The organism is Streptococcus atopicus (assembly GCF_049166725.1).
In the GTDB taxonomy this organism is placed as follows: Bacteria; Bacillota; Bacilli; order Lactobacillales; family Streptococcaceae; genus Streptococcus; species Streptococcus hominis.
In genome coordinates, this window is sequence record NZ_JBMHFC010000001.1 from 34,960 (window position 1) to 48,493 (window position 13,534).

General features: G+C 38.8%; 11 protein-coding genes and 2 pseudogenes. 6 read left to right on the forward strand and 7 right to left on the reverse strand.

Annotation, left to right across the window (positions count from 1 at the left end):
- Positions 1-53: 53 nt before the first annotated feature.
- Genes ACOMA9_RS00165 through ACOMA9_RS00185 form a run of 5 tightly spaced genes read right to left on the reverse strand, consistent with a single transcriptional unit; the run spans position 54 to position 5,107 of the window.
- Positions 54-482, reverse strand: a complete 429-nt coding sequence (locus tag ACOMA9_RS00165) for an ABC transporter ATP-binding protein (RefSeq protein ID WP_247906351.1) — start codon at positions 480-482, stop codon at positions 54-56.
- Between the two features lie 41 nt (positions 483-523).
- On the reverse strand, positions 524-1,762 hold the full coding sequence (locus ACOMA9_RS00170) for an aminoacyltransferase (protein WP_330945009.1): 1,239 nt from the start codon (positions 1,760-1,762) through the stop codon (positions 524-526).
- Positions 1,763-1,774: 12 nt separating this feature from the next.
- Positions 1,775-2,989, reverse strand: a complete 1,215-nt coding sequence (locus ACOMA9_RS00175) for an aminoacyltransferase (protein ID WP_330945010.1) — start codon at positions 2,987-2,989, stop codon at positions 1,775-1,777.
- Entirely contained in the window at positions 2,989-3,798 is an 810-nt protein-coding gene (yidA, locus tag ACOMA9_RS00180) for a sugar-phosphatase (protein ID WP_151379871.1), read from the reverse strand. Before yidA ends, ACOMA9_RS00175 begins: the two co-directional genes overlap by 1 nt.
- Positions 3,788-5,107 (reverse strand): HD domain-containing protein, encoded by a 1,320-nt coding sequence (locus ACOMA9_RS00185; protein WP_247906352.1) that lies wholly within the window; start codon positions 5,105-5,107, stop codon positions 3,788-3,790. The genes yidA and ACOMA9_RS00185 overlap by 11 nt, the downstream gene beginning before the upstream one ends.
- Before the next feature lie 208 nt (positions 5,108-5,315).
- Here ACOMA9_RS00185 and ACOMA9_RS00190 point away from each other — a divergent pair, with 208 nt between their 5' ends.
- Both ACOMA9_RS00190 and ACOMA9_RS00195 read left to right on the forward strand, forming a co-directional pair.
- Positions 5,316-5,702 (forward strand): YwiB family protein, encoded by a 387-nt coding sequence (locus tag ACOMA9_RS00190; RefSeq protein WP_270206808.1) that lies wholly within the window; start codon positions 5,316-5,318, stop codon positions 5,700-5,702.
- Between the two features lie 371 nt (positions 5,703-6,073).
- Positions 6,074-8,767, forward strand: coding sequence for a cation-translocating P-type ATPase (locus tag ACOMA9_RS00195; RefSeq protein WP_421424302.1), 2,694 nt, complete (start codon positions 6,074-6,076; stop codon positions 8,765-8,767).
- A gap of 115 nt (positions 8,768-8,882) precedes the next feature.
- Here the strand turns inward: ACOMA9_RS00195 and ACOMA9_RS00200 are convergent, their stop codons facing one another.
- The gene (locus ACOMA9_RS00200) at positions 8,883-9,143 is read right to left on the reverse strand and encodes a hypothetical protein (RefSeq protein WP_330945011.1); all 261 of its coding nucleotides are present in this window, start codon (positions 9,141-9,143) and stop codon (positions 8,883-8,885) included.
- Between the two features lie 196 nt (positions 9,144-9,339).
- Here ACOMA9_RS00200 and ACOMA9_RS00205 point away from each other — a divergent pair.
- Together ACOMA9_RS00205 and ACOMA9_RS00210 are read left to right on the forward strand one after the other, a co-directional pair.
- Positions 9,340-9,513, forward strand: a pseudogene (locus ACOMA9_RS00205) (winged helix-turn-helix transcriptional regulator); the annotation flags it as partial.
- Positions 9,514-9,664: 151 nt separating this feature from the next.
- Positions 9,665-10,465, forward strand: coding sequence for a DUF2785 domain-containing protein (locus tag ACOMA9_RS00210; RefSeq protein ID WP_414079126.1), 801 nt, complete (start codon positions 9,665-9,667; stop codon positions 10,463-10,465).
- 35 nt (positions 10,466-10,500) lie between these two features.
- Here ACOMA9_RS00210 and ACOMA9_RS00215 read toward each other — a convergent pair whose 3' ends face one another.
- On the reverse strand, positions 10,501-11,319 hold the full coding sequence (locus ACOMA9_RS00215; RefSeq protein WP_106082997.1) for a metallophosphoesterase: 819 nt from the start codon (positions 11,317-11,319) through the stop codon (positions 10,501-10,503).
- A gap of 135 nt (positions 11,320-11,454) precedes the next feature.
- On the opposite strand from ACOMA9_RS00215, the pseudogene ACOMA9_RS00220 reads away from it, so the two are divergent.
- Positions 11,455-12,234: pseudogene (locus ACOMA9_RS00220) on the forward strand (Cof-type HAD-IIB family hydrolase).
- Positions 12,235-12,438: 204 nt separating this feature from the next.
- A protein-coding gene (gene prfB / locus ACOMA9_RS00225) for a peptide chain release factor 2 (protein ID WP_100069422.1) occupies positions 12,439-13,534 on the forward strand; the annotation gives its coding sequence in 2 pieces (ribosomal slippage) (positions 12,439-12,510 and positions 12,512-13,534; 1,095 coding nt in all).

Genomic DNA, 13,534 nt, shown 5'->3' on the forward strand with positions numbered 1-13,534 from the left:
ATGCTGACCTTTTTATTACACTTTATTTTACAACGGGGCGAATTTTAAAATTTTCAAACGATGTTGTCCACAATAATTTTATTTCTAGGGGAATTCAACGAGGAATGGTAAAAGCTATTAATTTGCTTTACATCATTTTCCAAGTCAGAAAGAATATCTTCATTTGACAGTTGACTTTTATACAAAAAAGTAGCAAACATCTTTCCTTTTATATTCGTATTGAAGTCTGCAATGATTTTTGCATAGAAATAGCGTTTGCCTGCCAAACCTAAGACAATCAGCATATTTCCAAGAATTCCCAATATCAATATTTGCCAGAGAATTTTTAAATTTTTCGATTGAAAACTATCAATAATCATCCGAACGAGCGTTGGGTTTAAAACTGACTCAATCCATGTCAGCACGATAAACAGAAAGTAAATCGTCAGTAGTTTTTTTGAAATAAATCGTTTAAGCATATCTGATAAATCTTTATAGAACATATGAATACTTTAAAAACTCTCAAAAAGCTGTTTGAGAGTTTTTAAGCGCGCCGTAGCAATTTTTTAATCAAACTGAGAATTTTAAATTTAAGTGGTTGTGGATAATAGCGGAAGGTACCCATTTTGCGAACAATGTAGCCATTGAAATTTTGTTTGAAACGGAGAACGCCGTCAGACCCATCGAAAATTCCTGTAATACCAAGAAAATTGTAAAAAGGAATGTTTCGCTTGAGAGCTTCTTTCATGACATATTCTTGGAGAAGTGCTGGGGCGTAGAATTTGTTAAATTCAGGATAGGAACCACTAAAGAGGTAAGTCGCTTCCTGTGGTGTATAGATAAAGAGGCTGCCTGCAAGAACTTGGTCTTCTGTTCCATATTTATCTATCAATTCTTGCGCTTCGGCTTTACGTGTTTCAAAGCTTTCAAATTGGCTGGAGAATTCACGCAGTTGATTGTGTTTTTTCTCTGACTGAGGATTTTTTTCTAAATCTGCTTTTAATTTTTGAATTTTTTGTTTTAGTTTTTCTTGATCATGTTGCAGATGTTGCAGATAATCTTGAAAATTAAGCGTTGCAATCATAAAGTCTGCTTGATTGCCAAAAGCATCGTAGAAATCTTGGTAGTAATCCAAAGGTTTGTCACTATATTCACGTCGCTCGGAAGTGGCAGAAGTGATTTCTTTGAAAATATTTAATTCATCTCGCTTCAGCTTTTTTAATTGAATTCCGAAAGTATTGGCCTTTTTGACGGTTGATTTGCCATTTTTGCTGAAGGATTTGATGAGGTCTTTTTCGGTAAGACCTGCCAGATCTTTGACATAGTGCCAGTCAGGTTCCCCGCCGGGATAGCCAGTCTGCAAGCCATCAAATTCATAACCTAAGTCTGTCAACTCTTTTATCAATTCTGTTTTTTCTGGCGAAGTAGGCTGTCCATTGCTGTCAAATGTTTGATAAGTTTCATAAGGTTTGACAATTAGCTCTAAAGCACCATTTTCTTTGGCGTAGGTCTTGAGTTCACGGTAAAAAGCTTGCAGGTCGTGAGGATTTGTTGAAACAGGACCGCAATTGATTTCCATGTGAAGTCCGCCTGTCATGGGCATACTGTAGAGCACGGCTGAAATGGTTAATTCACCGTGTTCATTTGTGTGACCGACATATTGGCAAGTAAAATCGCGTTTCGCTAAGAGCTTTTCCATTTCTACTGTTTGCATAAAAGAACGTTGATCGCAAGACGCGCTATGGTTTACAAATTCTTCCTGACTAAGTTGTCTGAATGTCATACGATTCCTTTCTTAGTGTTTGCTGCGGAATTTCTTTCTCAAAGTATAAGCAAGGTTAGAGAGATGATAGAGTGGATTGGTTGGCAAGTTAAACTCTCCGACAAACTCTTCAATAGTTGGATTGAACTTGGACTTAAAGTGATAAAGTCCGCCGTCTAAATCATTTTCAACACCGCCCATGTTTTGCCAGTCCGCTCCACGGTCGAAGGCGTGTTTTGCTGTTTCATACCAAGTGAGGAGAGCTGGCTGGTAGCGGCGGTACTCTTCATCCATTCCAGCATAGATATTTTCAGAGGTAGCTCCATATTCTAGAACCAATGTTCCAGAGAGAGGAACATTGGTTGTTCCCTGTGCTATTTTTTCTGACAAGAAATTCATTTCTTCTTGCAGTCGTTTTTGTTCTTGCTTGTTATTTTCAATTTTACCGGGCTTAGTTTTTTCAGTGAACTTGCTGGCTTCTTTTTCAGCCTTAACTTTTTGAGCTTGGAGACTTTCTAGACGCTCGTTTAAGTCAATGCTTGCAAGTGTGATATAGGAATGCTCAGGATAAGTATCCAGCAGTTTTTGATAGTAATCCTGCCCGCGTAGATGAATGCTTTTCCGATTCTCTGTTTTTTTCATCAAAGCAGAGAAATCATCCAAAAGCTCTTTGCCACCAAATTGGACTTGAATACCTTTGTTGCGTGCGGTGCGAATGGCTTGACGTGTGCTCTTCGATAAAAGTTCTTCGCTGAAATTGTCCTTGTAAATATTTGCTTGAAAACGCGGTTGAATCGTTTCGTCAAGTGATTCTGTCCGTCCCACCCAAATCGCTCCAGCTTTCTGGAGATTTTGAATCACGTCAAGTGTTTCTTGCTGTTCTTTTCTGTCTTCTCCAATTTGAGCCTGCACGATGAAAAGACTCGGATCAAACTTGATAAAAAGAGCTTTTTTAGTTTTAGCAAATTTTTTCAAGGAAGTCAGGACAAATTGCAGTAATTCTTGATTCTGATAATCCATAATAGGACCGCGAGGAATATAAAGCATAGTCATGCCGAGTGGCAAAGGCTTGATGAGAATGCTAGCAGAAGCCACTAATTGGTCATTCTTGTAAAAACCAATTCGTTCATTGTCCCAATTATCTTTGACCTTTGCCCAAGAAGCGCTTTGAAGCAAGTTGGTTTGAGAACTTGCCTTAACAAAATCATCGTGTTCTTGAGCAGAAATTCCGATTTTATAAGTGTACATTAGTTTAAAACCCACTCTCTAATAGCGTATGCAACGCCGGATTCATCGTTTGATTTGGTAATGTATTTGGCGATTTTTTTCAGTTCATCGGTTCCATTTTCCATTACAACAGGATTTCCCACGACTTCTAGCATAGAACGATCATTTTCTTCGTCACCAATCGCCATAGTTTCTTCTTTTGTCAATCCTAATTTTTCTGCCAGATGCACGACTGCAGCTCCTTTGTTGACATTTTTTTTGACAATTTCTAAGTAAAAAGGTGCAGATTTCACGAGTGTGTACTTGTCGTACAATTCTTTTGGAAGTTTGGCGATTGCTTGATCCAAAATTTCTGGTTCGTCAATATACATGATTTTGACAATTTCTTTATCTACCATTTCTTCTGGAGTGCGGTAGTAGACTGGCATATTGACCAGCCCAGCTTCATAAACGGTGTATTTTCCAATGTTACGGTTAGCAGTATAAATACCGTCCTTAGTGATAGCGTGCATGTGAACCCCTAGCTTGCGACTGAGGCATTCGATATCCAGATAATCTTCATAGGACAAAGGTTCTTTGATGTATTCTTCCCCAGTGACTGTATCTTGAACCAGCCCGCCATTGAAGGTAATGACATAATTACCTGGCTCATTTAGATGTAATTCTTCGAGCAAATTTCTCACTCCTGGAATGGGACGTCCGGTTGCAATGACAATCTTTACTCCAGCAGCTTTGGCATCTTGTACAGCAGAAAAAACTTCTGGTGTGACTTCTCTTTTGTTGTTTAATAAAGTTCCGTCAATGTCAACGGCAATTAGTTTAATGCTCATGTTCGTGTGATTCTCCATATATAAATTGATCGTTTTTGATATACGACAAGAAAGTCTTACTATTTTCACTAAAAAGTCCAGCTTCTTTTAGCATTTCTTTTGGAAAATAGAAACGGTTGTCGCCATGCCTTGTGCCTGCTAATGTTTCGACGATAGGGGATAAAGTGGATAACTCAGCGAGGCTACCATCCTTTTGGATAATTTCAATCTGAGTGCGTGGTTTTTCGACATCTGGACGATAAAAATCATAAGGCAGATCAAAATTGCGGTGAATAGCGGTGTAGTAGTCAGGGTCAAAGCCAACTTCTGCAACCAAATCCCGCATAACATTCAGATTTTTTTCATTTTCCTTTGAAAAAATAATGGATTTAAAGACTTTGCGGTTGATGAAACGCTGTGCCAAGTCAGATAAAATCGTATCAGGGCTTGTCATCCAGACCTGGAAATAAGTATTCATCACGCCGTCATCCAGTGCTAGATAATCTTTCAAGGTCACTCGCTTTTCAAAGAAAGGAATGAGGTTGGGAGAAGAGAGTGCAAAATAGTCTTTCTGTTTTGCGTAGAGAAATTTCGCTCGCTTGAGCAAGTTTTGCAAGAGCACTTCCATTGCCCGACTAGCAGGGTGAAAATAAACCTGCATATACATCTGGTAGCGACTGACGACATAGTCTTCCACGGCATGCATACCATTGCGTTTGAAAGCGATGCCATTTTCAACAGGACAAATAACGCGCAAAATCCGTGTTAAATCAAATTGCCCATAAGAAGCGCCTGTGTAGTAGGAGTCTCGCAAGAGATAGTCCATGCGATCGACATCAATCTGACTGGAAATGAGCTGCACCACCTGTTTGTTTGGATAGGTGTGATTGATAACGCTGGCTACTTTTTCCGGAAAATCAGGCGAAACTTGAATGAGAACTTGGTTAATCTCTGTTTCAGGGTTTGTGATAATATGGCGTGTAATTTCCTCGTGGTCAGTATCAAAGAGACGCTCGAAAGTATGTGAATAAGCACCGTGACCTACATCGTGCAAGAGTGCAGTTGCCATGACAAGTAAGCTTTCATGACGATCCCAAACCTCTGGATATTTTTCGTCAAATATCTTTGTGATTCGTCTTGAAATTTCATATGCTCCGAGGCAATGCGAAAAACGGCTGTGCTCGCCTCCGTGAAAAGTATAGCCGGAAGTTCCTAACTGTTTAATGCGGCGCAGTCGTTGAAATTCTTTGGTGTTTATTAAATCATAGATGACTTGGTGATCCACATGAATGTAATTGTGGACGGGATCACGAAATACTTTTTCAATCATGGCTCTATTATACCACATCTCGTCTAGCAGTCCAAATAACAAAGTAGTCTATAAACTCTTAAAATAGCGATTCAAACTTGCTGTTTTAATTCAAAAATTCTCCCATTCAGAGCTATGGTAAAATAAAAGTATAAGAAAAAATGGGAGAAATATTTTTGATTTTCTGCTAAAATGAAAAAAGAAATAGGAAGACGAGGAAATTTGAAGAGTGAAAATTAGAATCCAAAATCGAATTCAAATGGATGAGCAAGTGGAACAAATTGACCAAAGTTACGATGTAGATTGGACTCAAAAGGGCGCTTATCATTATTTATTGTTTAAAAATGAAGAAGGAGAGAAGGTTGTGCTGAAGTTTCATGATGAAGAACTAGTCATGACACGCTTCTCTACTCATAAATCTTTGATGCGGTTTATCAAAGGAGGAGAAGCCTTGATTGGAATTCCCACACCGGTCGGCATACAGCAATTTATCACGAAAACAAGCCATTACCAAGTTGATTTGAAAAAGCAGACACTTGAGCTTCATTATCAATTGAGAACGCCTGACGGCGAGCGAACTTTTGCGGATTATCAAATGGAAATTTCGTGGAGATAGAAAGATATGAAAAGAAACCTTCCTAGTTGAGTGATGACGGCTATTTTCATTCTCAGTAGATTTATTTGGTTTTTTCTAACGAGAGGCGATAGGCTCTTTGACCTAGCAGGGACAATCATCATAGCCATTATTTTATTCATCTCGTCTTATTATTTGTTTGGTAAAAAAATAGATAAAAATTGAACTTTTTTTTGCTTGAAAAAATTGAAGAATTTGGTATAATAAAAACACTCAAGGGAGTAGCTAGCGGGATATCCGTTACAAGGTCGTCAATACGAAAGCAATTTCCGGCCTTGTATGAAACAGCGAGACTTGTTGCAATAAACAGGTCTCTTTTTGTTTGTCAAAAAGGGATCAAAGGAGGAAATATTTTGTCAAAAGAACAAAAACGCCAAGCGTTTTATACGCAAGGTTCGGAGGAAGTTTTAAAAAATTTAGAAACTTCTGAGCAAGGTTTATCAAGCAATGAAGCCGCTAAGCGTTTAAATGAATACGGACGCAATGAACTGGATGAGGGAGAGAAAAAATCTCTTCTGATGAAATTTATCGAGCAATTTAAGGATTTGATGATTCTTATTTTGCTGATTGCGGCTATTCTTTCGGTTGTGACTTCAGGTGGTGAAGATATTGCGGATGCCATTATTATTTTAGCCGTTGTCATCATTAACGCTATTTTTGGAGTTTACCAAGAAGGAAAGGCAGAAGAAGCGATTGAAGCGCTCAAATCCATGTCTAGTCCAGCTGCGCGTGTGCTGCGTGACGGACATGTGACAGAAATAGACTCAAAAGAACTAGTCCCTGGAGACATCGTTATGCTTGAAGCGGGGGACGTGGTTCCTGCCGACATGCGTCTTTTAGAGGCAAATTCTTTAAAAATCGAAGAAGCAGCTCTGACTGGTGAATCCGTTCCAGTTGAAAAACATTTGACTGTTGATGTAGCTGCTGATGCAGGTATTGGCGACCGCATCAATATGGCTTTCCAAAATTCAAACGTTACATATGGACGTGGAATGGGTGTCGTTGTCAATACAGGTATGTTTACAGAAGTCGGTCATATTGCTGGTATGCTCCAAAATGCTGATGAAACAGATACCCCACTCAAGCAAAATCTAAATGGTCTTTCAAAAGTGCTGACCTATGCGATTTTAATCATTGCAGCAATCACTTTTGTGGTCGGCGTATTCGTTCAAGGAAAAGACCCGCTGGGCGAATTGATGACATCAGTCGCACTTGCTGTGGCAGCAATTCCAGAAGGACTTCCTGCTATTGTGACCATTGTCCTGGCACTCGGCACACAAGTTTTGGCGAAGAGAAATTCCATTGTCAGAAAGCTTCCTGCAGTTGAGACGCTTGGTTCGACTGAAATTATTGCTTCTGATAAGACGGGGACCTTGACCATGAACAAGATGACGGTTGAAAAAGTCTTTTATGATGGTAGTTTGCATGAAGCGAAACAAGCTATTGACCTCGGACTTGACTTGCCATTGTTACGCTCGGTTGTCCTTGCTAATGATACTAAAATCGATCAAGATGGAAAACTCATTGGAGATCCAACGGAAACAGCCTTTATCCAGTATGCTTTAGATAAAGGGTATGATGTCAAGGCCTTTTTGCAACAGTATCCTCGTGTAGCAGAGTTGCCATTTGATTCTGAACGTAAGCTCATGTCAACTATTCATCCTTTGCCAGACGGTCGATTTTTGGTTGCTGTAAAAGGTGCGCCAGATCAACTTTTAAAACGTTGTGTGGCTCGTGACAAGGCAGGCGATATTGCGCCGATTGATGAGGCAACGACTCAGTTAATTAAGGAAAATAACTCAGGTATGGCTCATCAGGCCTTGCGTGTTTTAGCTGGTGCCTACAAAATTATTGATGACATTCCAGAAAACTTAACGTCTGAAAATCTTGAAAATGATTTAATATTCACAGGTATGATTGGAATGATTGATCCTGAACGACCAGAAGCTGCTGAAGCTGTTCGAGTGGCTAAAGAAGCGGGTATCCGTCCGATTATGATTACGGGTGACCACCAAGACACAGCGGAAGCTATTGCTAAACGCCTTGGAATTATCAATGATGATAGTAAAGACCGTGTCATGACTGGTGCTGAGCTTAATGAATTGTCAGATGAAGAGTTTGAAAAAGTTGTTGGTCAATATTCTGTCTATGCGCGTGTATCTCCTGAGCATAAGGTGCGGATTGTCAAAGCATGGCAACATCAAGGCAAGGTTGTTGCTATGACAGGTGACGGTGTGAATGATGCACCAGCCTTGAAGACAGCCGACATCGGTATCGGAATGGGGATTACAGGTACAGAAGTGTCGAAAGGTGCTTCTGACATGATTTTGGCTGACGATAATTTTGCAACGATTATCGTAGCTGTGGAAGAAGGACGTAAAGTCTTCTCTAACATTCAAAAGACCATTCAATATTTGCTTTCAGCCAATACAGCAGAAGTGTTGACGATTTTCCTTGCAACCCTTTTGGGCTGGGATGTGCTGCAGCCGGTTCATCTTCTCTGGATTAACCTTGTGACAGATACTTTCCCAGCTATTGCACTAGGGGTTGAGTCAGCTGAGCCGGGTGTGATGACGCATAAACCGCGTGGTCGTAAGTCTAGCTTTTTCTCAGGTGGTGTCATGAGTTCGATTATTTATCAAGGGCTTTTGCAAGGTGCTTTGGTACTCGGTGTTTATGCTTATGCTTTGATGAATCCTGTCCATGTTGGTGACATGAGAGCCATTCATGCGGATGCGTTGACCATGTCCTTTGCAACGCTTGGACTAATCCAGCTTTTCCATGCCTTTAATGTAAAATCTGTTTATCAATCACTTCTAACAGTTGGGCCGTTCAAATCTAAAACTTTCAACTGGTCTATTCTTGTTTCATTCATTTTATTGGCTTCTACCATTTTGGTTGAGCCACTAGAAGGAATTTTCCATGTAACAAAATTAGACTTTTCACAATGGGCAGCCGTTCTCATTGGAAGTTTCTCCATGATTATCATTGTGGAAATTGTCAAATTTGTTCAACGTAAATTGGGCATGGATAAAAATGCTATTTAAGACAGAAAAGTCATCTTCGGGTGGCTTTTTTAATTGTCAAAGTATAATAAAAAATTGCCGTGAATACGACAATTTTAAGTCCTTATTACAAGCTATAAATACGGACGTCTGGATCTTATTTCCAAAGTGGTTGAAGTCCAACAAAAACATCATTTTTGAACATATCGCTTTGTAGATAATTTTGAGCGTGCTCAACAGAGTCAAAACCATGTAAAACTTGCACATCTTCTGTGCGAATAAGTAAGTTCTTGCTCACAGCCCCTTCGATAGTATCTAGAAATGGTTTGCGATAGTCATTATAAACTTTCGCTGCGGCGGGACGGTTTTCATCCGAAATATCTAGAGTGATTTGTAAATGTGCTTTAACTTGAGACATAGTATTAAGTCTCCTTGTCTCCTTTCATTTTATTTGAATTTATTATAAAATAGTGCTATTTTAAATGCAATACGTTACCAAATTAGTGAGTAACTAACTATTTTGTAAGGAGGCAGATATGTATCAACGAAAAATCGAAAGAAAACTCCGCTGTCCATTAGAGTATGGGTTAGATATCTTTTGAGGAAAATGGAATTCGCGCATTATTTGTATTCTTTTTATCAAAGGTTCATTGCGCTATAATGAACTAAAAGCAGAAATGCTAGATATTACAGATACTGTTCTCTCTAGAACTTTGAAAGAATTGATGCAAAATAATATGGTAGAAAGACGACAATATAATAAAATCCCTATGCGCGTTACTTATTAGTTGACAGAAAAAGCAGAGTCTGTGATACCAATTTTTGAAATGATATGTCAATGGTCAAAAAAGTATTTAGCGCCTGATGATATTAATAATAGTATTTGTGGACAGTTTCCTAAACAGGATGGTGAGTTCTTCATCTTAGCCGAGGAATAAAATGGTAAGAATAAAAGATAGTTTACAGCAGAAGTTACTTGATAATCAAGTGCGTTATGAAAGGGAAGAAATTCTTTGGATGTTAGATTATATCGGTCATCCTGATTATAAAATACGAGATGAGTTGATTTTCGTTACTCTAGCTAGAGCCATACAAGAACAACTATTTACAAAGGGACAGTTTGATTTTGTAGCGATTGAGGCTCTAAAACGACAAGGACTCTTGTATAAAAAAGAAGAGGTTGGTCAAGCGACTCTGACTCGATCTTTTACGGCTTTATTATTAGCTAATTTGCTAAATGCGGATGCTAAGAAAAATTCACTTTATTTTAAAAGACTTTCTAGTCAGCAAAGAATGGCTCTATTTGAACAAGGAATGTCTTATTTGCTGTATGAAAATGATAGGACTGGCTATTCTGAAGAATATGGTTGGGTGCATGCCTTTGCTCATGGCGCAGATCTTTTAGTTGAGATTATTTGTCACCCAGATTTTCCTATAATACGAGTAAATGAAGTTCTTCAAGTATTAGAAAAGATTTTTAAAAGAGTGAATTGGCGTTTTATCAGTGATGAGGACTGGCGTTTGGCACGAGTCATCTATCAGGCTGTTTTAAATGATAGACTCTCACAAACCAGAGTTGCAGCTTGGTTAACTTCACTTGACTTTCCACTAGAAAATTCAACAGACTTCTTACAATTTTCTAATGCTCGTTCATGCTTGTTAGAAGTTTATCTTCAGTTAGACAAAGAAAAAGCTCTCTCAGACGAGCTAAGAGAAGCTATTCAGTCATTTTCGTACTAAATATCAAAAATGATAAGGGCATCTTCTAGTTCTTCTCAGAGGTGCTTTTTCTTACATGATTGGAAAAGAGATAAGTCTTTTACTGCATTATAGCGTTTATGGAGACGGTACATTTGAGGGATTTTGTATTGAGGATGATCTTTGAAAAATTGTTGGGTCAACTGCCATTCGCGGATGTAACCAAGAGGTCTTGTATGATAGCAGACACTGTCAATCATTCGAGCGGAGTGGCGGTGGTGAAGATGACCAAAGGCAACATCTTTCACACCATATTTGACAAAGAGATTATGAAAGGCTTGACTGCCCAGAAAAGCATTAAAGCGCTGAAAATAAGGGTGATTGTAAAGAAAATCTTTGTGAGGAACAAAATGCATAGCTAGGATAATAGGATCATTCAGAGAAGTCAAAATTCTCTCAAGTTGTTCTAGGGTCTGTTGAGTGAGTATAGGGTCATCAGTGTTGCGGTTCAATCGTCTATCAAACCAGAAAAATTGCTTGGTTCGTTTGTGTTCTTCAGGTGTTTTTTCGGGAACGAAGCCATAGTCATACCAACCTGCTAGGCTAATAAACTGAGTCTGTCCAAATGATTGTACATTGAAATTGTGCTGTTGAATGTCGTCTTCAGTCATTCCTAGCATGTCATGATTGCCTAAATTGTAAGAAACGGAGAAGGATTTTTTGAGCTTTTGTAAAAAAGGCAAACTAATGTGTTCAAAATCATTAGACAGATTCCCTGCAAAGTGAATGTGGTCAACTTTTTTCTTTTTTAGTAAATCAATCAAAATGGTGATGTCTTCATCGGTAAATTGGTTTGAATCCAAATGAAGATCGCTCATAAATGCTAAATTTGTCATGCTCCTAGTGTAGCATATTTGAGGGACGATGAAAGAAATAAATTTTTCGCCAAAAATCATAGGAAGGTTTAAGTCTTTTGGTGTAAAATAGAAGCAAGAGGAGGCCTACGAATGATAAAATTAGTAGCATTTGACATGGACGGTACATTTCTGCGCTCAGACAATACCTACGGTGTGAAGCGCTTTAAGAAAATTTATCGAGCATTACAAGAAAAAGATATAAAAGTAGTCGTCATTTCAGGCAATCAGTATGCCTAACTGGCTTCATTTTTTCCAAAATATCAGGAGGAGTTGATCATTGTTTCAGAAAATGGAGCACTAATTTTTGAGGGTGATAAGCTATTACGAGAAGCAAAAATTGCTAGAACAGAGATTGAAAAAGTTTTAGATGTGCTTGTGTCAGAAGACTTAGAAAATGCAACAACTCTTTGCGGACTTCATTCTGCTTATTTGCTCAAGTCAGCACCCAAACAGTACAAAGAAGAAATTGCAATTTATTACCATGCATTGAAAGGAATCTCTAATTTTCAGGATTTGCCAGAAGATGATTTTGTCAAATTAGCCTTATTGGTACCAGAAGAAAAAACAAACCAACTCCTTGAAAAGCTAAATCAAGCTACTGGTCAACTCGTTCAGGCAGTTTCAAGCGGACATGGTTCGATTGATATCATCCAAAGAGGTGTTCATAAAGGCTCTGCTCTTGAATTCCTTAGTCAGCATTTTGGTATTGCACCACAGGAGATGATGGCTTTTGGGGACGGTGGAAATGACCTAGAAATGCTAGCTTATGTGGGTCACAGCTATGCGATGGCAAATGCTTCTGAAAGGGTCAAGAAAACAGCAAAGTATCAAGCACCAAGCAATCAAGAATCAGGCGTTTTAGAAATTCTCGAGCGAAAGGTTGTAAAGAGGTGACTATCATGAATGTCATTTTGACGTATCTAACCTCTTAATATTTTTAGCCAGACGGCAACCTATCTAACAATCATGTAACAAAGAACGAAATTTCTTGATTCAGAATTAGAAATTTTATACAATAACTATTATTGGACTCTGTCAGAAATTAGAAAAAAATACTGACTTGTGATATAATAAAATGATATGTGAAAAGAGGTAAGTATGGATATTTCAGAAATTCGTCAAAAAATTGACGCAAATCGTGAAAAATTAGCTTCTTTCAGGGGGTCTCTTTGACTTAGAAGGCCTGGAAGAAGAAATTGCAATCTTAGAAAATAAGATGACAGAACCTGATTTTTGGGATGATAATATTGCGGCGCAAAAAACATCTCAAGAATTAAACGAACTTAAGCAAACCTATGATAACTTCCAGCAAATGGCTGATTTATTTGACGAATCAGAGATTTTGCTTGATTTTTTAGCGGAGGATGATTCTGTACAGGAAGAGTTGGAAGAAAAATTAGCAGAGTTGGAAACAAAAATGACCAGCTATGAAATGACACTCCTCTTGTCGGAACCTTATGATAATAACAATGCTATCCTTGAAATTCATCCAGGCTCTGGTGGAACAGAAGCTCAAGACTGGGGGGATATGTTGCTGCGGATGTATACACGCTTTGGCAATGCTCATGGTTTCAAGGTTGAAGTATTGGACTATCAAGCGGGAGATGAAGCGGGGATTAAGTCTGTTACCTTGTCTTTTGAGGGTCCTCATGCCTATGGTTTGTTGAAGTCTGAAATGGGAGTTCATCGATTGGTACGCATTTCGCCATTTGACTCAGCTAAACGTCGTCACACTTCTTTTACTTCAGTGGAAGTCATGCCGGAGTTGGATGACACGATTGAAATTGAGGTGCGAGACGAAGACATCAAGATGGATACTTTCCGTTCCGGTGGTGCCGGCGGACAAAATGTCAACAAAGTTTCAACTGGTGTTCGTTTAACCCACATACCAACGGGAATTGTGACACAATCCACTGTTGACCGCACACAATATGGAAACCGTGATCGGGCAATGAAATTGCTTCAAGCGAAACTCTACCAAATGGAGCAAGAAAAGAAAGCAGCTGAAGTGGATTCCTTAAAGGGAGACAAAAAAGAAATTTCTTGGGGAAGTCAAATTCGCTCTTATGTCTTTACTCCTTACACGATGGTCAAAGATCATCGGACAGGCTTTGAAGTCGCACAGGTCGACAAAGTCATGGACGGAGATATTGATGGCTTCATCGATGCCTACTTGAAATGGCGGTTAAACTAA